The organism is Mycobacterium sp. URHB0021 (assembly GCF_054057895.1).
Genome location: NZ_JBSRZT010000001.1, coordinates 346,642 through 365,928 on the forward strand (window position 1 = coordinate 346,642; position 19,287 = coordinate 365,928).

Genomic DNA, 19,287 nt, shown 5'->3' on the forward strand with positions numbered 1-19,287 from the left:
ATCCGCTACCGAACTGAACTATCTCTACTACCTGCTCACAGAATCTAACAACGGGCGGCACTCGTAGGCTCGCGTATCGCCAAGCGTTACAGCGGCTCTCATGCCGCATATATATATATATATATATATATATATATATATATATATATATATATATATATATTATGTCGCCCTGGTGTGAGATATGCTGTCCGACAGCGCCGAGCGCGGCACTCCCGGGTGGGAGCCCTTTCAGATAATCCGACGCGCAATTGTGTTTAGCCTGATACCGGCGTTTCGTCAACCTAGCGCGAGAAGCTCTGTCCCACAGGCGATTAGCATTGTGATAATGTCCGGTCTCGAGGTATCTGGCGGTAATCGCACTGAACCTGGCGGACTTCGGACTAGTCGTGTTTTCTCAGTGGATCGGGCGGGTTCAGTTCATTTCCGCGAGCTGCCGATCGTTGATTCCACGATGCTGGGAGTGGCGGACCGACAATGCTGTTGGCCGCTCCCCCGCCGGGGGACTAGCGCGGATTACGGCGAGTGCGCCACCCTACATTCCGAACCTCGCCACCTTCGATGAGCCTCGAACCAGTGCCATCGAGGGTGTGGCCACCGCGCTCACGCCCATTGCGTTCTTCGAGACGGTCATGGTCAGACGTTGTGAGAACCTGGTCGACTCGGACACCAGGGTCGATGTGAACACCGGCATCGTCGCGGCGGGTCGGCTGCAGTCGCTGATCGATTCCAGGGACCGCAGGCCGCGATCTGTTGGTGATGAAGGACAGGTGACGCGGTCAAGTTCACATTGCCGCAGGAGATGTGGGTGGAGATCATCGAGAAGCTGGAACAAGCATCCGGAGGCGCTCGACGTCGGCGCGGACTCCTTCAATGATGCCGACGACGAGCCCTTCGATCCGACTGAGTTCCTCGACGAGGACGACGAGTTTTGACCTCCGCACCGCCCACCGTCACCGAGGGCACGTTGGGCCAGGCGTGCTCGCGCACACTGACCAGCATGTGGTCCAGCGCCTGATGCGCGCTGTCCAGGTCGGTGGTCGGGATCTCGCTGATCAGCTCGCCATCGCGTCATAGAGCCGGGCGACGTCACCGGGGCTGACCTGCTGCGGACAAGACTGGCGCAAGGATCGTAGCGGGGAGGCGATGCCTTGCAGCTCAGACCATTCAGCCTGGTGGGTGGCGAAGTAGGTGCGGATGGCGTTCTCATCGGCCGTGTTGACCGCCGCCTCCGCCTGTGGATGGGCGCTCAGCCAGGCCCCGGTGGAGCTGGCGACCTGGCCCAGGGCAGAGGACAACCCGGAGGCCGTACAGCCCGGCTGGGCGGTCGCTATGGGCATGCTGCTGGAAGCGATTGCGGCCCCCGCGATGGCGATGGCGGTCAGGGTCTTGATCATTGTTCTCCTTCGTGTCCTTTGAGCTGGGTGGTGGTCCAGCGGCGGGCCCTTCAACGCCACCGCCGATCCACGTCACGTGGAGCAGAGTCGGGACTCGCTTCGCGCCGCCCACGATTACCCGCACCCAACACCTCGAAACGGGCACACCAGTGGCGATGCCACTCGGATCACGGATGTCAGCACACCTCAAGGGATTTCGCCAACCTTTGCCGCGATCTGGGCGTCACCCAGTCGATGGGTGGCGTCGGGTCGAGTGCCGACAACGCGCTCGCCGAATCGTTCAACGCCACCCTCAAACGCGAAGTCCTCCAAGACCGCAGCTGCTGGCCCGACGCCGCTACCTGCCGCCGTGAAGTTTTCCGGTGGCTGGCCCGCTAAAACACGAAACGACGACACTCCCGCTGCCACTACATCAGCCCTGTCAACTACGAAAGGATCCGCGCACCCGCTACGCTGCCTGAAGCCGCATAATCACAAATCCCGTGTCCACTACCCGGGGTAAAGGCCCGGTGCCCTTGTCCGCTCGGCGATAGGATCCTGCCGACGTCCTGTGAGCTGTACGCCTCGTAGCGCGACATCGGCAATTTATAGTCAAGAATCCCGGTCGGCGTGGTCAGCAACACTGTGTCGTGCTGCACGTCCCGATAGATTCGTTTGAACTCCTCTAGGAGTTCAGCTTGCGTTGCGGTTGCTTCGATCAGCGTGTCAAGAAGCGCGTCGGGCGGGAGCGTTGGCTCCTCCACCAATATGTCCGCACTGGATTCCGCCCTCGATTGCACCTGATCGCGATCGACCAGAATCGTGACTATCAATACCCCGTTGTCCGTCCCAACCTGGCTCACCTTCGAGTAGATGGAGGCCAGTCGCAACTGTCGGCGCACTTCGCCGTAGCGACGCTCGTCGATAAGCGATTCGCTTTCCGCGTTCTGCGGTGGTCGAGCGGTATGCCTTGACTTCCAGAACGTGGCCGTCCACGCTCACATCGACGTCGGTCTCGCGGACCCCGGGCAGATCCATCGCCACAATCAGCTCATCACCCTCACGGACAGCGGAGATCGGTATTTGCTGGATTCGAGTCGCTACGGGCAACGTCGCGAGATAGCGTTGAACCACGTCGTGGCTGCGCCCGGTCTGCGTGGCATCTGGTCACCTTCCTGCACCATAGACCCATGGGTCGGTGCGTCTTCGACGTGTTTTCGCGAAGGGACCGCCGTGGGTGCCGCGGACGCCGTGCGACGGTCACTCGCTCGCCATCTCTTTGTACGTTTGCAATGTTAACTATCAAGGTCGTAGCGATCGTAGTGGCGGCGGGACCGGGCGCGGCATGGCCGCTCGGGGCGCCGTTGCCAGGCGGCGCGGATCCGGTGCGACCAAATTCGGCCACGAACGCCACGGCTTGCACGTGAGAGGATCGGTACTCGGTAACCATGCCCATGACGCGCCTAATTGAGCGACGCCGCCGGACTAGCGACCGGCGACACCGGCTCGCGGCGGGAGGCAGAGACCAGCCAGCGGCGGGTTTCCGGCCCGACATCGAGGGGCTGCGGGCCATCGCGGTGGTAACCGTCGTCCTGTTCCATGCCGGCGTCGTGGGAGTTGGTGGCGGATTCGTCGGCGTCGACGTCTTCTTCGTCATCTCGGGGTTCCTCATCACCGGGATGCTGTCCCACGAAGTCATCAGCACCGGCCGTCTAGGACTCGTCCGCTTCTACGGCGCCCGTGCCCGCCGCCTGCTGCCTGCCGGATGCACGGTGCTGATCGCCACCGCGATCGCGTCTGCCATTCTGTTACCGCGCATGCAAGCCCGGGATGTCCTCGGTGACGGTCTGGCCTGCGCGCTGTACGTCGGCAACTACCGGTTCGCCATGCACGGCACCGACTACCTGAACGCCGACGCTGCGCCGTCGGCTTTCCAGCACTACTGGTCGCTCGGTGTTGAGGAGCAGTTTTATCTGCTGTGGCCGGCGTTGATTATCGGCACGGCCTGGATCGTCCACCGCCGGTCGAGGTGGGCCCCGGCCAGCACGGCTCCCTTCATGCTTGTTCTAGCCGTCGTCGCTGCGGCGTCGTTCGCGATCTCGTTGGCCTGGACCCGCACGCTGCCGCCGTGGGCGTTCTTCTCGCTGCCGACGCGGGCATGGGAGTTGGCCGCTGGCGGTATGGTCGCGCTTACGGCCGCCGGATGGCGCCGGCTGCCGCAGTCCGCGGCCGTGATCGCAGGTGCGGCCGGGATGACGCTGATCCTCATCACCTGCACACAGCTAGATCAGAACACACCCTATCCCGGCACGGCCGCGCTCGCGCCCGTGCTAGGCACCGGACTAATGATCGTCGCCGGCGGCGCCGCGCCGGGGCAGGGCGTCAGCCGCTTCCTGTCGCTCGCCCCGATGCGGGCAATCGGACGACTCTCGTACTCGTGGTACCTCTGGCACTGGCCGGTGCTGCTGCTCGCACCACCACTACTGGGCCATCCACTGGGTCTGGCCGAACGGCTGGCCGCGACCGCAGTGTCCGGCGCACTGGCCGTGCTCACGCTCGTCTTCATCGAGAACCCCGCCCGGTTCGCCAAGCCGCTGCAAACCTCTGGGCCCCGCAGCATGGTTCTGGGCGGCGCCCTCACCGCCATCGCCCTATCTGCCGCTCTGGTGCTGCTGATGCTCAACCCGGTGCCGGTAGGGAATGGGGCGCCGGCCCCGGCCGTCACAGTCACCGCACCCGATCTCACGACACCCTCAACGAGCCCGTCGGAGGCGGCGGTGCAGCAGGCCACCGAGCAAGTCCAGGCCGCCGTCGCAGCGTCGGCCACCACGCACGAGGTGCCCTCAAACCTCTCCCCCTCACTTGCCGACGCACCGAGTGACAAGCCGTCGGTGTTCCTCAACGGGTGCGTACGCTCCTGGCGCGAAGTGGGGCAGGACGAGTGCGCATCCGGCGACACGGCCTCCCCCACCACGGTGGCGCTGGTCGGCGACTCTCATGCCGCGATGTGGAATCCGGCCTTTGAGCAGACCGGCGGACAGCGCCACTGGCGGCTTGAGACCCTGGGCAAGGTGACCTGCCCGCTGCAGGACCTCTCGCCGATCAGCAGTCCCTATCTGGGCCGCGAGTACACCGAATGCGAGCAGTGGCGCGGTGAGGTGATGTCGCGGCTGCAGGCGGAGCGTCCACGTCTGGTGGTGCTGAGCATGTCACGGCGTTACGGCGCCGACTTCGGCTTCACCTCATATGATGCCGCGTGGTTCGACAGCCTCACCCGCCTGGTGGCACAGCTGCGTGGCATGGGATCCAAAGTCCTTGTGCTTGGCCCGATTCCGGACCCGCACTCGACAGTGCCGACCTGTGTGTCGGGCCACCTGGATGATGCGAACGCGTGTTCACCGCAGCGGTCGGTGGCCGTCAACGACGCCGCCATCGCCAGCGAGGCGGCCGCGACGAGCGCGGGCGGGGGCCAGTATGCCGACATCACCGAGTTGTTCTGCACCGCCGAGCGCTGCCCGGTCATCGTCGGCGACAACCTCGTGTACCGCGACGACAATCATGTGACCATCGAATACGCCCAAGCTCTTGCCCCAGTCATCGCGGTGTTGACCGACCGCGCCCTGGCGCCGGCCTAGACAGCCGATACTGACCGACAACTCATCCGACTTGGCAGGGGTCGCAGTTCGCGCTGGCTGGGCCACAATCTGCCCGAAGTAGCCGAGCAGAAGCCGGCTCACCCGCGATGCGGGTGAAGCCTGCCAGCGGTTTGGTCGAGCCGTGGGGCATATCCACACAACGCTCCGCCAACGTTGACGTGGTGGGCCCTATGAACCGTCCCGCGTTTGATGCGCACCTCCTTTCTTGGGAAGGTGCATTTCATGCCGAGCAAGTACGACCCGGAGACGCGGGCCAAGGCCGTCCGTCTGGTGCTGGAGCATCGCGACGACTATCCCAGCGAGTGGGCGGCGATCACGGCGGTGTCCAAGCGGCTGGGGATGAACGCCGAGACGCTGCGGAACTGGATCCGGCAGTACAGGTCGACGACGGGCAGCGTGACGGGGTCAGCAGCGAGGCTGCCGCGGAGATCCGGGCGTTGAAGCGGCGCAATGCCCAGCTGGAGCAGACCATCGAAATCCTCGAGGCGGCCACGTCTTTCTTCGTGCGGGAGAGCGACCCGCACAACCGCCGCTGACCGGTTCGGTCTGCGCGTTCATCGCCAACCACAGAGACCGTTTCGGGGTCGCTCCGATCTGTCCCGTGCTCACCGAGCACGGCGTCCAGGTCGGAGGAATTGTCAAGACCTGTGGATTGGGATGTTTCAGGCGACCTCCGTTTCGGTTGATTCGGCCGGTTCGGGCGGTGTGATGTCCACGGGACGTTCGAGCAGTTTGCCCTTGTGAAACACCGCGCCGGCTCGGACGAGGGCGACCAGGTGGGGGGCGTTGATGGCCCGCCAACGGGCTTGCGCGGCATCAATGAGCTTGTAGGCCATGGCAATCTCGGCCGCGCGGGAGCTTGGGCCCTTGGTGACCTTGGTCCGCAACCGCACGGTGGCAAAAGTGCTCTCGATCGGATTGGTCGTGCGCAGATGAATCCAATGCTCGGCCGGGTACTTGTAGAACTCCAAGAGCACGTCGGCGTCCTCGACGATCTTGGCGACCGCCTTGGGATACTTGGCGCCGTAGTCGACCTCGAAGGCCTTGATCGCGACCTGCGCGTGGTCGATGTCCTCGGCGTTGTAGATCTCCGTGATCGCCGCCGACGCCGCGGGATGCGCTGATTTCGGCAGCGCGGCAAGGACGTTGGCCTGCTCGTGAAACCAGCAGCGTTGCTGCCGGGTGGCCGGGAACACCTCGCGCACCGCCTTCCAGAACCCCAGGGCGCCGTCACCAACGGCCAGCACCGGGGCGGTCATCCCGCGACGCTTACAGTCACGTAGCAGGTCGGCCCACGACTCGGTGGACTCGCGGTATCCGTCGGCCAGGGCGACGAGCTCCTTGCGGCCATCGCTGCGCACACCCAGCATCACCAGCAAACAGAGCTTCTCCTGTTCCAGGCGGACCTTGAGGTGGATGCCGTCGACCCACAGGTAGACGTAGTCGGTGCCGGACAAATCCCGGCCGCCGAACGTCTTGGCGTCGTCTTGCCACTGACTGGTCAGCCGGGTGATCGTCGTGGCCGACAGACCAGCACCCGTACCCAGGAACCCCTCCAACGCAGGACCGAAGTCACTGGTCGACAGACCGTGCAGATACAGCAGCGGCAGCACCTCGCTCATCTGCGGGGACTTACGCGCCCACGCCGGCAGGATCGCCGAGAAAAACCGCTGCCGCTCACCAGAATCAGGATCGACACGTTTGTCGTTGACCCGCGGCCCGCTCACCGCGACCGCACCCGCGGCGGTGAGCACCTCCCGCTCGGGGTGATACCCGTTGCGGACCACCAACCGGTGACCGTTCTCGTTGACCTCATGAGCATGGGCGTCGATGTAGGCGGCGACCTCGGCCTTGAGCGCTGCGGCCAGCATCTGGCGGGCACCGTCGCGGACGATCTCATCCAACAACGATCGACGGCCAGCACCGTCGTTTCCGTTGGGTGATTCCCCATCGTGAACTACCGTGAGCACGGGCGTGCCTTCCCGAACCAGCGCACCAACGCCGGCTCTTGATCAGACCAATGGACATTCAGATCATCCTCGGGAAGGTGCGCCCACTCTCACGCCACCTCACCGAGGCTCATCACAAGTTCTGATCATTGCTCTCCAGGTCGCCCGGCGCACGTTCTACGCGTGGGCCACGCGGGCGCCCTCGAAGCGGTCTATGTCGCGGCCATCACCGAAGTCCTGGCCGGCTTCTACGAGCCCGACCAGGATGGTCGCCGCCCGCCGGAGTCGTTGTACGGGTCGGAGAAGATGTGGGCTCACCTGCAGCGGCAGGGGTTTCCCGGTGGCCAAGTCCACCGTGGAGCGGCTGATGCGCCGCCACGGTTGGAAGGGTGTTTGTCGGCAGAAGTCGGTGCGCACGACGATCGCCGACCCGACTGCCGATCGGGCACCGGATCTAGTGGATCATCAGTTCCGGGTGCCCACACCGAACGTGTTGGTCGTCGCGGACTTCACCTACGTCAAGCTCGTCACCGGGGTGTTCGCCTACGTTGAGTTCGTCATCGACGCCTACGCCGGTACGATCATCGGCTGGGAAGCCGCCAGCACCAAGCCGACTCGGTTCGTGGAGTCCGCGATCCGTCAAGCCGCTGCACTGGGCGCCCGGCAAGGCCATCGGATCGACGGTGCGATCCACCACCTGATGCCGGATGACAGTACATCGCAATACGTTTGGGCGAGACGCTCTCCCTGTCGGGGTTGCGGCCCTCGATCGGAAGCGTCGGTGATGCCTACGACAACGCGCTGGCCGAGACGACCATCGGGCTCTACGAGAACGGATGCATTCGCGCCGATTCACCGTTTCGGCGCGGCCCGCTACGCAACCTCGCCGACGTCGAGCTCATCACCGCCGACTACGTCGCCTGGATTGGATATGCAGGTGATCGGCGCGCCTTCGAGGATTCTATGAGGCAGGCGCGGATCCTGTGATCGGGAGGTCGTCGTGTTCATGCCGTGCTTGGTACGACCGGTCGAGGATGGCGGCGTGCCACGGCTGGGGCACGGCTTGGTCGACGACTATCTCGAGATGGTCGCTGCTCGGACCCGGCCGAATACGGTGCTGGCCGCAGCGTTCGGTCTGAAGGTGTTCTTTTCGGTGGGTGGTAAACCCCGGAGGAAGTCGAGACCGCCGATGTGTTGTCGTTCATCGCCGAGCAGCGAAAGCCTCGTCGCGGTGCTGGGGTGGTTCGGATCTAGGATGGCGAAGCGGGGTTGTCGGCGCGCACGATCAAGCGCCGACTGGCTTCGGTCACCGGCTTATTCGACTACCTGATCGTGCGTGGCGCGGTAGTGAAACACCCGGTGCCGTGGGGGTTGTCGACCCGTACGCCGAGTCGGGTGGTGCGTGGGGTGCCGTTGATCCGCACGCCGCGCACCCTGCCGCGGGTGATCGACCCCGACGACGCTGAGGCCCTGGTGGCCGTGCTGCGGACGCACCGGGACCGGGCGATGGTGCACGCGATGCTGCTGGATGGACTGCGGCGCTGCGAGGTGTTGGGGCTGCGACTGGGTGATGTGCGGCCCGGCGAGAAGCGGCTGTTCATCGCCGAGGGCAAGGGAGGGCACCAGCGGATCGTGCCGGTCTCGCCGCGATTCTTCTCGACCCTGGTCGACTACCTGCAGCTGGAGCGGCCCGACACCGCGTCGACGGATCGCGTGTTCGTGGTACTTAAGGGCCAACGACGGGGAAACCCGTTGAGCGCCGCGGGGCTTGACGAGATCATCGCCGGTGCGCGTCGCCGCGCCGGGATCGAGCACCTGACCTGCCATCAGCTGCGGCACACCTGCTTCACCCGGCTGCGTGAGGCCGGGATGGCATTGGAGGTGGAGCTAACGGGCGCGCCGACTACCTCCTACTGCCGCGAGGGCCGGCGTTGAAAGTCCAATTCTGAGGCGCTCATCGAGCAGCTCGTCGACAGCCTCGGTGGTTGGCCGACCACCAGCATCCCTCGTCGCCGCGCGGACCATAACGAGGAGTCGGAGCTCCTCATCGATCACGTCCATGGTCCTCATACCGGCGGCGGATTTTAGTGGTCGATGCGAATCGGTTTGGTGTGTTCTTGGCGGTGTGATCGTCTCATGAGTTGATGAGGAGTGTGGTCGGCGAGCGTCTTTCTGGGTCGGTCGTTTAGTTCTGCGGCCACGTCGTGGAGCTGTTGACTGGTCCAGTGATGCAAGTCTGATCCTTTCGGGAAGTATTGCCGTAGTAGTCCATTGGTGTTCTCGTTGGTGCCTCGCTGCCAGGGTGAGTGTGGGTCGGCGAAGTAGATCCGCAGCCCGGTCGCTTCCTCGATACGGGCATGTTGGAACATCTCGTTGCCCTGGTCCCAGGTCAGTGTTCGACGTAAAGATGCTGGGAGTCGCGAGTATTCGGCAATTAATGCATCGGCGACGGACTGCGCTGAATGGCTGTCGGGAAGCCGGACTAGCTTGGTAACTCGGGTCTTGCGTTCGACCAGCGTCGCGATCGCCGAGCGCTGCCCCGCGCCGATGATCAAGTCTCCCTCCCAATGGCCGGCTTGCCGACGGTTTTCCACCGCAGCGGGGCGATCGTGGATGGACTTCATGGCTGTGCATTGCTTGAGGGCGCCGTCCTTGGTCCTGCCGCGGCCCCGCTTGTGCCGATAGGTCCGACCGGTGCGCAGCGTCGCAGCACAGACCGCGACGATGAGTTGGCGGTAGATGGCGTCGTAGATGGTTTCGGCGCACACATGCCAAGCCAGGCGTCGCGGGTAGCGGCGTCGCAGCCAACGGCTGATCTGTTCAGGCGACCAGCGTTTGGCCAGCTCGCCGGCGACGACGGAGGCCAGCGACGTCTGCTGGACGAGGATCGGCCGCCTAGGTCGTCGACGTCGCAGATGAGCCTGATTGTGGGCAAACCACGGCTGATAGGTCCCGTCGGGTTTGCGATTGCGTGCGATCTCCCGGTAAACGCTCTGGAAGCTCTTACCGATCCGCGCGGCAATGGCTTTTACCGGCTCGCCCGCAGCGAGACCGTCGGCGATCTCGATCCGATCGTCTTGGTTGATGTAGCGGGAACTGATCGGGCGCGTCTCGGTGATGCTCACGCTGCCAGCATCGATAAACCACAGCGAGCCACAGCTCATCGACACGCCTACCCGGCGAGCCGCTTCCGCCCTAGGCATCCCCGTCCGAATCAGTTCGAAGTACGACTGCTTGACCCGCACCGGTAGGCGGTTCTGTCCTCCACGTGGCATCGCTCATCTCCTGTCGAAGATTCGCAACGTCCGCTAGAGACTGCCGGCTATATACCCCCTTAAGGTTCAACTCGAACATGCTGGGCGCTCCGGACCGTACGACTCAGCCGTGTAGCCGCCGCCGAGGTTCGGCCCGCTGCCGGGAGAGTCGACGACGGGCCGAGTGTCCATGGCCATGAGAAAGTCCCCATCTATGGCCAGTAGGAAGTCCCCACTGGTGGCCAAGTAAGAGTCCCCACTCCTTTGCGGGCTCGTCGTGTCTTCTCCGGGAGCTGAGGGCCTGGGCGATGACGGTGATAGCGCCAACTGTCATCTCCATCGCCCAGGGAGCTCTATTGAAGTCTGCAGGGGAGCGTATGAACATCATTTCCGCTTATCACCAGGTCGGCACGTATCGCGGCGCGGCTGAGCTGGTGCGGCACAACCCACAAAACGGTCAAACGGGTCATTGAACGGACCAGGGCCGGCGGCCCGGCGCCGCGGGAACCGCGGCCACGCAACCTCGACGCGTTCACCGATCTCGTCGCCGCACGAGTGGACAAGTCGAACGGCAGAATCTCGGCCAAGCGGCTGCTGCCGGTGGCCCGCGCGGCCGGGTTCGAAGGCTCAGCACGCAACTTCCGCCGACTGGTCGGGGAGCAAAAGTGTTGTCGCACAAAAGAACAGACATCAGCGACGTCCAGCGGTCTGGTCACCAGGAGACTATCTGGTGATGGACTGGGCTGAAGCCGCACCGGAGTTGTTGGTGTTCTGCGCGGTCCTGGCCTAATCACGGTGGCGGTTCGTGCGCTTCGCCACCGATCAGAAACCCTCCACCACATTGGCGATGGTCGCCGAAGCCCTTGAGGCGATCGGCGGGGTCCCAGCCAAGATCCTGGCCGACCGGATGGGGTGCCGAAGTCGTCGTTGCCGGTGATGGGCGCGGTGTTGGGGACCGGCTCGGGTGTCTTGCCGGCGTCGCGCATGCTCCGGTAGGTCGACAGCGCGTCGGCCACCGGCGCATCGGCGTCCATCTCGGCCAACAGGTCACCATCACGGTCCAGGCGCTCGAGCACCTCCTCGAAACGCAGATGACGCAGATCGGGATCTTCGATCTCATCCCAGGTGCGCGGCGCCGCGACCGTTGGCTCTTCGCGGCCGCGCAGCGAATACGGCGCGATAGTGGTCTTGTTGCCATTGTTCTGGCTCCAGTCCACGAACACCTTGCCCGTGCGCAAGCTCTTGGTCATGGTGGCCGTCACCCGCTTGGGCATGGGCTTCTCCAATTGCACCGCGATTCGGCGGGCCAGCACCGACGCGCCGTGCGAGCTGATCGGCGTCTCCAGCGGCACGTACAGATGCAAACCCTTACTGCCGCTGGTCAACGGCAATATCGTCAGTCCGATGCCGGTGATGAGTTCACGCACCTCATGGGCCACCTCGCACAACTGCCCGAAGGTGACGCCCTCGCCGGGGTCCAAGTCGAACACCACCCGGGTGGCCAGCCCCGGCCTCTATTCGGCTCCGCCCTCACGGCTCCACGTCTTGACGAATCGCCATTGCGGCACATGGATTTCCAGCGACGCCTGCTGCGCGATCCAAGCAAGCGCTTCGGCACTGTTGATGATCGGATACGTCGTGGTGCCCGACTTGTGGGTGATCGACCCCCGCACCAGCCATTCCGGTGCCGACGACGCGAGCTGCTTTTCAAAGAACGACGGCTCATCAACGCCGTTGGGCCAGCGCTTGCGGGTACAGGCGCGGCCCGCGATGTGCGGCACCATTGCCGCGGCGACGCTGACGTAGTAGTCGAACACCTCCGCCTTGGTGGTACCCGTGGCCGGGTAAAGCACCTTGTCCGGGTTGGTCAGTTTCACCCGACCGAAGTGGTCCACCACCTCACGGTTTACCCACCCACGCACGCAAGCAGACGCCCAGTTCCCGTCTCGTCGGTGCGTCCGTCGTTGGCGTCACACCGCATTGGGCTGGGGGGCACCCCCCTCGCTGATCATGGTCAGCTGATCGCCTTCGAGTCGAGCGTGTTCTCGCCGACGCGGACACCGTGTGACGGATCAACGTTGCTGCTGTGATTGCGGCGCCCACGCCGCAAGGCAAGTACCTACGCGCTGAATCGTTGAGGACGCGGCAAGGCTGGGGCCTGACCGTAGCGGCGTAGGCGGGATTTGGCCCTGTGCTTGTGTGCTTCGGGCGCCGCGGTTCGGGTTGGAGCGGTCGAACGCCGACTAGACGGTATGGGGAGGCCCCAGCCTCCCCATACCGTCTAGACCGCTAGGGCATGCCCGCTTCGTCGACGACGGGAGGCGGCCCTGGGCGGGAAGAGCCATCCTGCTGACGCGGACACTGCAACGGTGTAGAACATATTCGTAGTACAATATTGGTGTGAGTGAAGTATCGATACGAATGCTCAACCAGGAAACATCAAAGGTGTTGGCCCGTGTGAAGCGCGGCGAGGAGATCACTCTGACAGAGCGCGGCGAGGTGATCGCGCGCATAGTGCCCGCGCACGCCGGCCCTCTGGACCAGTTGATCAGTACCGGCAGGGTGCAGCCAGCGTCGGTGCGCGGCCCGGCGCCCCGACCAATGATTCCAATGCGTGGAGGTCCCGACGCTGGCACTCTGCTAGAGCGTATGCGTGCCGAGGAACGGTATTAGGCCGTGATTTACCTGGATACCTCGGCACTGGTCAAGCTCATTCGCGTCGAACCCGAGTCTGACGCCCTGGGCGACTGGCTAGATCAACACACCGAAATGCGGTGGATAACTTCGACTTTGGCCGAGGTCGAGCTAGCCAGGGCCATCCGCGCAATCGCCCCCGAAGGGCTGTCTGCTGTGCCGTCCGTATTGGCCAGACTGGACCGCTTCCAGATCGACTCGGTCATTCGCGCCACTGCGGCGGCCTACCCAGATCCAGTCCTTCGCTCGCTGGACGCAATACACCTAGCCACTGCTCAAACCGCCGCATCGACTGCACCTTTGACGGCGCTGGTCACATATGACGGTCGCCTCAGTGAGGCAGCCGACGGCCTGGGGATCACTGTCGCCGCCCCCGGCCGGACGCCGTGAAAGCGTGCGGTGTGGGTATCGAGCTGTCCTATCCCGAAAGGATCGTTTGACCACACAGAAGAACACGTTGCGCCAGACACCTGACCCGAAACTCTGCACCGCTGTTCATGCTGGGCGTGACAACGTCGGCGTTGACCGATGATGCCGGGGATCGCGCTCTGGTGATGGGCCGCTACCTGGCACTCGGCTTATGCTGCGAGGCATGGCAACTCGACGAGGTGGCTACCGACGAAAGCGGTTCGGGCCGCGTCTGGAAGGACGGTGCGCGCAGGTGCTGAGCCCGGCGGCCGGTAACGCATCGCTGGCGCCGTCCTAAAGCGGTTCGGGCGCGCGTCCATTCCTTCGGTCTGGGTGAGCCACAGCAGATATCCAAGCGCGGCAGCACGATGACGGCGGCCAGCCCGACGGCCACCAGCAGTCCAGCCAGCGCGGCCTCGGCGCCAGCGGCGTCGGCGATGGTGACCTTGTCTACCAGCATCCCCGGGTACTGGCCGACGCCCCAGCCGGTGAGACGGCGGCGACGGTAAGGGTCTGGAGCCGCAGGCGTTGCGCGAGGGCGGTGTCGCCGGCGCGGGCGGCGTCCGCGGTCAGGAACACACCGGCCAGGAAGATGCAGGTGGCCACGGCTAGAACGCCGCCGGCAACTGGATACCGACCACTCCGGGCGCCCTCCTTTTCCATGCGTTGACACCGCGCAGTCGAGGTGGCCTTGCGGTAAGCCCCAGCACCGTCGAGCCTCCGTCAGCCCGCTTCGGGCAGGGCCGAAATCCATCCACCCGAGACGGCGACGATGTTGGACGCATTGATGACCTGGTCGCACCGGCACTCGGTTTAGCTATAGCTAGCACGCTGATGACCGTGATTCGCACGGGCCAGCCCTCCGAGGTGCGGCTTCGCGACGATTCTGGGCGGCTGACCGAGTTGACCAGGGCCAGCGGCGTGCGTGCAAAGAGCGGCTCCGAAGCCAACGCTGAGATGCAGGCACGGTACCTGGGTCCAGGCGGGGATCTGGTGAAGGGCCGAGGTACGGCGTTCAATACCGGCGACGGTCTTCAAGTGATCGGCATCGTCCGCTTGCCGCGTTTGTCCGCCGTTTCAGCGGGTGTCTCGTTGCCGCCGGTCAGCCAGTTCAGCGCTGGCAATCGGCGACATTTGGAACGCGCGCCGAAGACGTGCAGTGATCTGTCCCGCGTTGGTTTAGGGCAAATAGGTTGGGGCGGAGAACATGCGAACGAGGAGGAGTAATGACAACAGCACACGAGCACGACCTCATCGACGCATCAGTGATCACCGCGAGGTCGAAGCGGTATTCAACCAGATCCAGGCTGGCGGCGACGACGGCAAGCGTGACCTTGTCGAACATGTCATCACCGAGCTGGTGCGTCACTCGGTGGCTGAAGAACAATACCTGTATCCCACAGTTCGATTGGAGCTATGACGTCCACGACCGAATCGGCGGCACTGGCGTCATCGGTGTGCTGCGCAACGGACCGGGCTCCACGGTGCTGCTGCGAGCCGACATGGACGCCTTACCGGTGAAAGAGGCCACCGGACTCGATTACGCCAGCACCGTGCAAACCACCGACACCACTGGCAACGAAGTACCGGTCATGCATGCCTGCGGACACGACGTACACGTCGCCGCGCTGCTCGGGGCGGCCCAACTCTTGGCTGACGGCTCCGATCACTGGAGCGGCACCCTGATCACACTCTTTCTGCCTGCTCAGGAGACAGCCGACGGCGCCCGCGCAATGGTCGATGACGGCCTTGCGAACCTGCTGCCCACAGTCGATGTTGCATTCGCCCAGCACGTCCTGCCCGCGCCGGCCGGCCAGGTTGGCACCCGTGCCGGGGCTGTGCTGTCGGCCGCCGACAGCATGCGCATCACAGTTTACGGCCGCGGCGCACACGGTTCGATGCCGCAAGCCGCCGTCGACCCGGTGGTCCTCGCCGCGATGATCGTCATTCGGCTGCAGACCATCATCGCGCGGGAAGTAGCGCCCGGGGAGTCCGCCGTATTGACTGTCGGCACCATCCAAGCCGGAAGCAAAAGCAACGTCATCCCCGACCGCGCCGAGCTACAGCTGAACATCCGCACCTACAGCAGACAGACGCGGACCGCAATGCTCGACGCCATCCGGCGAATCGTCACTGCCGAATGCCAGGCCTCCGGATCACCCAGAGAACCCGAATTTGAAGTATTCGACCAATACCCAGTGACGGACAACGACCTCCCGACAACCTCTCGCGTAAGTGACGCCTTCACAACGTATTTCGGGGACCGTTGCCAGACGCTGCCAATGCAGACTGCAAGCGAAGACTTTAGTGACATCCCAAGCGCCCTAGGCGCCCCCTACACCTACTGGGGCATCGGCGGCATCGACCCTGTCGCCTACCAGAATGCCACTGACCGCGGACAAATCGGCAAAGACATTCCAGTCAATCACTCCCCCACCTTCGCCCCCGTCATCCAACCCACCCTCGACACCGGAACCCAGGCGCTCGTCGTTGCCGCGATGGCCTGGCTAGCACCCAAATGAGCTAAAACAGCCCTCACTACGACGGCCTTCCGGAGATGCACTCGCCAGAGTCGGACCGATGAACCCGTCTAAACGACTTCTCACCTAAAGGGGGATCCGCCATCAAGATTTGTGCTGGTTCTCCCGGGGGCTGTCAGATAAACGGTGGATTCTGATCTTGGCATTGGTTAGTTGCCAGTCGGAGTGATCCGGCCGTTGAAGGTGATCGCGAACGCATTTAGTGCGGGCTTTCACCTCATTGCCCATCGTGCCTTACCGCGGCCGGTGGGGTCTAGGGATCGGGTCACCAGGTAGAGACACTTCATCGCGGCCTGTTCGGTCGGGAAGTGCCCGCGGGCCCGAATCGCCCGCCGATAGCGAGCATTCAGTGATTCGATCGCATTGGTGCTGCAGATGACACGGCGGATCTCGACGTCGTAGTCCAGGAACGGCACGAACTCGCTTTAGGCGTTCTCCCATAGTTGGGTGATCGCCGGATACTGAGCACCCCATTTCTGGGTGAACTCGGTGAAGCGTTCCTTGGCCGCCGCCTCAGTAACTGCGGTGTACACCGGGCGGATGTCCCTGGCGATGTGGTCCCAATACTTGCGCGACGCATAACCAAACGTGTGGCGCAGCAGATGAATCACGCACGTCTGGACCACCGCCCGCGGCCACACCGTATTGATCGCGTCGGGCAGCCCTTTGAGGCCGTCACCGACCACGATGCACACATCGACAGTGCCGCGGTTCTTGATCTCAGTGAGCACTGAGAGCCAGAACTTCGCACCCTCGCCACCGTCGCCGGCCCACAGCCCGAGGATGTCGCGCTGCCCGGCGCATGTCAGCCCGATCGCGACGTAAATGGGCCGGTTGGTGACCTGGCCATCGCGGACCTTGACGAAGATCGCGTCGATGAACACCACCGGATACACCGGGCAGTCTCTAGCGGACGTTGCGAATCTTCGACAGGAGATGAGCGATGCCACGTGGAGGACAGAACCGCCTACCGGTGCGAGTCAAGCAGTCGTACTTCGAACTGATTCGGACGGGGATGCCTAGGGCGGAAGCGGCTCGCCGGGTAGGCGTGTCGATGAGCTGTGGCTCGCTGTGGTTTATCGATGCTGGCAGCGTGAGCATCACCGAGACGCGCCCGATCAGTTCCCGCTACATCAACCAAGACGATCGGATCGAGATCGCCGACGGTCTCGCTGCGGGCGAGCCGGTAAAAGCCATTGCCGCGCGGATCGGTAAGAGCTTCCAGAGCGTTTACCGGGAGATCGCACGCAATCGCAAACCCGACGGGACCTATCAGCCGTGGTTTGCCCACAATCAGGCTCATCTGCGACGTCGACGACCTAGGCGGCCGATCCTCGTCCAGCAGACGTCGCTGGCCTCCGTCGTCGCCGGCGAGCTGGCCAAACGCTGGTCGCCTGAACAGATCAGCCGTTGGCTGCGACGCCGCTACCCGCGACGCCTGGCTTGGCATGTGTGCGCCGAAACCATCTACGACGCCATCTACCGCCAACTCATCGTCGCGGTCTGTGCTGCGACGCTGCGCACCGGTCGGACCTATCGGCACAAGCGGGGCCGCGGCAGGACCAAGGACGGCGCCCTCAAGCAATGCACAGCCATGAAGTCCATCCACGATCGCCCCGCTGCGGTGGAAAACCGTCGGCAAGCCGGCCATTGGGAGGGAGACTTGATCATCGGCGCGGGGCAGCGCTCGGCGATCGCGACGCTGGTCGAACGCAAGACCCGAGTTACCAAGCTAGTCCGGCTTCCCGACAGCCATTCAGCGCAGTCCGTCGCCGATGCATTAATTGCCGAATACTCGCGACTCCCAGCATCTTTACGTCGAACACTGACCTGGGACCAGGGCAACGAGATGTTCCAACATGCCCGTATCGAGGAAGCGACCGGGCTGCGGATCTACTTCGCCGACCCACACTCACCCTGGCAGCGAGGCACCAACGAGAACACCAATGGACTACTACGGCAATACTTCCCGAAAGGATCAGACTTGCATCACTGGACCAGTCAACAGCTCCACGACGTGGCCGCAGAACTAAACGACCGACCCAGAAAGACGCTCGCCGACCACACTCCTCATCAACTCATGAGACGATCACACCGCCAAGAACACACCAAACCGATTCGCATCGACCACTAAAATCCGCCCCGATTCCAACGGCCGGTTGCACCATTCGGCCATCTCCTCAATCACCTTGTCGGTAATCCGGGAGATGGTGTCCTTGGCGACGGTGGCCCCATAGACGTCATCAAAGTGCGCCGCGATCTCCCGGGTGGTCAGACCCTTGGCCGTCAGCGACAACACGATCTCATCGATGCCGATCAACCTGCGTTGCCGCTTCTTGACGATCACCGGATCGAAGGTGCTGTTGGTGTCCCGCGGCACGTCGAGCTCAACCTGGCCGATCTCGGTGAACACCGTCTTCGATCTGCTGCCGTTGCGGGAGTTTCCGCTGCCGCGCCCCGCGGAGTCATGCTTGTCGTAGCCCAGGTGCTCGGTCATCTCGGCACCTAGCGCGGTCTCGAGGACATTCTTGGTCAGTGGATTGAGCAGGCCGTTCGGACCTACCAGTTCCACACCTTGTTCTTTAGCCTGCGCGAGCAACTGCTCGGCGAGCTGCTTGTGATCCACATCGATCGCCACGGATTCAGTGTTTCGGACATCATCAGTCCTTCCCGCCAAGCTCACGCCCGGCGTGTCAGACCACGACCAGATCAACCGTTATTCAGACAGTCCCTTCTCCCGCCATTGGTTGCGGGCGGTGTGCAGACGCGATCGCTACAACCACGAAAAGCCGGAACCTGATATGTGAGCGAATTTGTCAAGTGGGTAGGTGAAAGCCGCCCCCGACGAAGGTCGCCGGGGCGGCTTTCGTTTGGCTGCCCGTTGGCGGTGCTGACGGTCGTTGCTCACGACGGTGGTGTCCTGCTGAAATGCGCGGGTTGGGTACCGCAGGACGATGTTTCGGATGTGAACGTTACTGCTGTCTACAGACGAGCGTCACTGACGACCTTGGTCGAATCGTGTTGTGGCTCCTAGGTTCTCTGCAGGTTGGTTCACTCACCGCGTCAACGCCGCATCACCGGACCAGCCAAGTCTTCATGGCTGTCGGTTCACATGGTGGCCAGCGACCAGCACCAGCCCGACAACTCACGGGCGACCGCAACGTTGGCCACCAGGGGGTTCTTCTTCCGCTCAGTGAACCCCCGCCACCTGGAGTAGAGGCGCCGGTTGCCGGCGTGACCGCGGGCGCGCAGCGCGGGGTCCACCTTGGCCCACCGCACCCGCAGGCTCGGGCCTGACGTGCTGTAGGACTTGCGGTGATACCAGGCCGCTTCAATGAGCAATCGCCGCACATGGGTGTTGCCGGCCTTGTGATCGACCCCTGCACCCGTGAGGTGGCGGAAGAGTATTC

At 63.7% G+C, this 19,287-nt stretch carries 15 protein-coding genes and 8 pseudogenes; 13 read left to right on the forward strand and 10 right to left on the reverse strand.

Annotated features, from left to right (window positions below; genetic code table 11):
• Nucleotides 1-590 precede the first annotated feature (590 nt).
• Nucleotides 591-935 carry a hypothetical protein gene (locus tag ACVWWN_RS01680; RefSeq protein ID WP_457142312.1) on the forward strand — a complete coding sequence of 115 codons (345 nt, stop codon included), beginning with the start codon at nt 591-593 and terminating at the stop codon, nt 933-935.
• A gap of 120 nt (nt 936-1,055) precedes the next feature.
• On the opposite strand, the gene ACVWWN_RS01685 is transcribed toward ACVWWN_RS01680, so the two are convergent.
• Nucleotides 1,056-1,397 (reverse strand): hemophore-related protein, encoded by a 342-nt coding sequence (locus ACVWWN_RS01685; protein ID WP_457142313.1) that lies wholly within the window; start codon nt 1,395-1,397, stop codon nt 1,056-1,058.
• A 159-nt stretch (nt 1,398-1,556) separates the two neighbouring features.
• Between ACVWWN_RS01685 and ACVWWN_RS01690 the strand changes: the two are divergent.
• A pseudogene (locus ACVWWN_RS01690) lies at nt 1,557-1,868 on the forward strand (transposase); the annotation flags it as partial.
• On the opposite strand, the gene ACVWWN_RS01695 reads toward ACVWWN_RS01690, so the two are convergent.
• Nucleotides 1,823-2,239 carry a hypothetical protein gene (locus tag ACVWWN_RS01695; RefSeq protein WP_457142413.1) on the reverse strand — a complete coding sequence of 139 codons (417 nt, stop codon included), beginning with the start codon at nt 2,237-2,239 and terminating at the stop codon, nt 1,823-1,825. The pseudogene ACVWWN_RS01690 and the gene ACVWWN_RS01695 sit on opposite strands and share 46 nt — an antisense overlap.
• Nucleotides 2,240-2,318: 79 nt before the next feature.
• Nucleotides 2,319-2,510, reverse strand: a pseudogene (locus ACVWWN_RS01700) (Hsp20 family protein); the annotation flags it as partial.
• 314 nt (nt 2,511-2,824) lie between these two features.
• Here ACVWWN_RS01700 and ACVWWN_RS01705 point away from each other — a divergent pair.
• Together ACVWWN_RS01705 and ACVWWN_RS01710 are read left to right on the forward strand one after the other, a co-directional pair.
• Entirely contained in the window at nt 2,825-5,011 is a 2,187-nt protein-coding gene (locus ACVWWN_RS01705) for an acyltransferase family protein (protein WP_457142314.1), read from the forward strand.
• 243 nt (nt 5,012-5,254) lie between these two features.
• Nucleotides 5,255-5,660, forward strand: a pseudogene (locus ACVWWN_RS01710) (transposase); the annotation flags it as partial.
• 34 nt (nt 5,661-5,694) lie between these two features.
• Here ACVWWN_RS01710 and ACVWWN_RS01715 read toward each other — a convergent pair.
• Complete coding sequence (locus tag ACVWWN_RS01715) at nt 5,695-7,002, reverse strand: IS256 family transposase (RefSeq protein WP_457142315.1); 1,308 nt, start codon at nt 7,000-7,002, stop codon at nt 5,695-5,697.
• A 130-nt stretch (nt 7,003-7,132) separates the two neighbouring features.
• Here ACVWWN_RS01715 and ACVWWN_RS01720 point away from each other — a divergent pair.
• Both ACVWWN_RS01720 and ACVWWN_RS01725 read left to right on the forward strand, forming a co-directional pair.
• Nucleotides 7,133-7,905 (forward strand): annotated as a pseudogene (locus ACVWWN_RS01720) (IS3 family transposase); the annotation flags it as partial.
• 345 nt (nt 7,906-8,250) lie between these two features.
• Entirely contained in the window at nt 8,251-8,916 is a 666-nt protein-coding gene (locus tag ACVWWN_RS01725; protein WP_457142316.1) for a tyrosine-type recombinase/integrase, read from the forward strand.
• Between the two features lie 149 nt (nt 8,917-9,065).
• Here the strand turns inward: ACVWWN_RS01725 and ACVWWN_RS01730 are convergent, their stop codons facing one another.
• Nucleotides 9,066-10,106 (reverse strand): IS30 family transposase, encoded by a 1,041-nt coding sequence (locus tag ACVWWN_RS01730; protein ID WP_457142317.1) that lies wholly within the window; start codon nt 10,104-10,106, stop codon nt 9,066-9,068.
• A 485-nt stretch (nt 10,107-10,591) separates the two neighbouring features.
• Between ACVWWN_RS01730 and ACVWWN_RS01735 the strand changes: the two are divergent.
• Nucleotides 10,592-11,151 (forward strand): annotated as a pseudogene (locus ACVWWN_RS01735) (IS21 family transposase); the annotation flags it as partial.
• A gap of 4 nt (nt 11,152-11,155) precedes the next feature.
• Here ACVWWN_RS01735 and ligD read toward each other — a convergent pair.
• A pseudogene (ligD, locus tag ACVWWN_RS01740) lies at nt 11,156-12,133 on the reverse strand (non-homologous end-joining DNA ligase); the annotation flags it as partial.
• A 502-nt stretch (nt 12,134-12,635) separates the two neighbouring features.
• Here ligD and ACVWWN_RS01745 point away from each other — a divergent pair.
• The 3 genes from ACVWWN_RS01745 to ACVWWN_RS01755 all read left to right on the forward strand — a co-directional run bounded on the left by ACVWWN_RS01745 (nt 12,636) and on the right by ACVWWN_RS01755 (nt 13,597).
• Nucleotides 12,636-12,908, forward strand: a complete 273-nt coding sequence (locus ACVWWN_RS01745) for a type II toxin-antitoxin system Phd/YefM family antitoxin (RefSeq protein ID WP_457142318.1) — start codon at nt 12,636-12,638, stop codon at nt 12,906-12,908.
• A gap of 3 nt (nt 12,909-12,911) precedes the next feature.
• Nucleotides 12,912-13,319 carry a type II toxin-antitoxin system VapC family toxin gene (locus ACVWWN_RS01750; protein ID WP_457142319.1) on the forward strand — a complete coding sequence of 136 codons (408 nt, stop codon included), beginning with the start codon at nt 12,912-12,914 and terminating at the stop codon, nt 13,317-13,319.
• A 107-nt stretch (nt 13,320-13,426) separates the two neighbouring features.
• Nucleotides 13,427-13,597 (forward strand): hypothetical protein, encoded by a 171-nt coding sequence (locus tag ACVWWN_RS01755; RefSeq protein WP_457142320.1) that lies wholly within the window; start codon nt 13,427-13,429, stop codon nt 13,595-13,597.
• A gap of 190 nt (nt 13,598-13,787) precedes the next feature.
• Here ACVWWN_RS01755 and ACVWWN_RS01760 read toward each other — a convergent pair whose 3' ends face one another.
• A complete protein-coding gene (locus ACVWWN_RS01760; protein ID WP_457142321.1) occupies nt 13,788-14,000 on the reverse strand; it encodes a hypothetical protein in 213 nt (70 codons plus the stop codon).
• A 171-nt stretch (nt 14,001-14,171) separates the two neighbouring features.
• Between ACVWWN_RS01760 and ACVWWN_RS01765 the strand changes: the two genes are divergently transcribed.
• Together ACVWWN_RS01765 and ACVWWN_RS01770 are read left to right on the forward strand one after the other, a co-directional pair.
• Nucleotides 14,172-14,564 (forward strand): hypothetical protein, encoded by a 393-nt coding sequence (locus ACVWWN_RS01765; protein ID WP_457142322.1) that lies wholly within the window; start codon nt 14,172-14,174, stop codon nt 14,562-14,564.
• Entirely contained in the window at nt 14,564-15,859 is a 1,296-nt protein-coding gene (locus ACVWWN_RS01770) for an amidohydrolase (RefSeq protein WP_457142323.1), read from the forward strand. The genes ACVWWN_RS01765 and ACVWWN_RS01770 overlap by 1 nt, the downstream gene beginning before the upstream one ends.
• Before the next feature lie 167 nt (nt 15,860-16,026).
• Here ACVWWN_RS01770 and ACVWWN_RS01775 read toward each other — a convergent pair.
• Nucleotides 16,027-16,773 (reverse strand): annotated as a pseudogene (locus ACVWWN_RS01775) (IS256 family transposase); the annotation flags it as partial.
• A 197-nt stretch (nt 16,774-16,970) separates the two neighbouring features.
• Between ACVWWN_RS01775 and ACVWWN_RS01780 the strand changes: the two are divergent.
• On the forward strand, nt 16,971-18,011 hold the full coding sequence (locus ACVWWN_RS01780; RefSeq protein ID WP_457142317.1) for an IS30 family transposase: 1,041 nt from the start codon (nt 16,971-16,973) through the stop codon (nt 18,009-18,011).
• A 12-nt stretch (nt 18,012-18,023) separates the two neighbouring features.
• Here the strand turns inward: ACVWWN_RS01780 and ACVWWN_RS01785 are convergent.
• Together ACVWWN_RS01785 and ACVWWN_RS01790 are read right to left on the reverse strand one after the other, a co-directional pair.
• Nucleotides 18,024-18,535: pseudogene (locus tag ACVWWN_RS01785) on the reverse strand (transposase); the annotation flags it as partial.
• 450 nt (nt 18,536-18,985) lie between these two features.
• Nucleotides 18,986-19,219: a hypothetical protein gene (locus tag ACVWWN_RS01790; RefSeq protein ID WP_457142324.1), complete on the reverse strand. Its 234-nt coding sequence runs from the start codon at nt 19,217-19,219 to the stop codon at nt 18,986-18,988.
• Between the last annotated feature and the right edge of the window lie 68 nt (nt 19,220-19,287).

Bases quoted from the DNA above. Each gene is read 5' to 3' on its own strand.
- ACVWWN_RS01685 (WP_457142313.1), bottom strand. From the start codon at position 1,397: ATGATCAAGACCCTGACCGCCATCGCCATCGCGGGGGCCGCAATCGCT.
- ACVWWN_RS01705 (WP_457142314.1), top strand. From the start codon at position 2,825: ATGCCCATGACGCGCCTAATTGAGCGACGCCGCCGGACTAGCGACCGG.
- ACVWWN_RS01755 (WP_457142320.1), top strand. From the start codon at position 13,427: ATGCTGGGCGTGACAACGTCGGCGTTGACCGATGATGCCGGGGATCGC.
- ACVWWN_RS01760 (WP_457142321.1), bottom strand. From the start codon at position 14,000: ATGGAAAAGGAGGGCGCCCGGAGTGGTCGGTATCCAGTTGCCGGCGGC.
- ACVWWN_RS01765 (WP_457142322.1), top strand. From the start codon at position 14,172: ATGACCGTGATTCGCACGGGCCAGCCCTCCGAGGTGCGGCTTCGCGAC.
- ACVWWN_RS01770 (WP_457142323.1), top strand. From the start codon at position 14,564: ATGACAACAGCACACGAGCACGACCTCATCGACGCATCAGTGATCACC.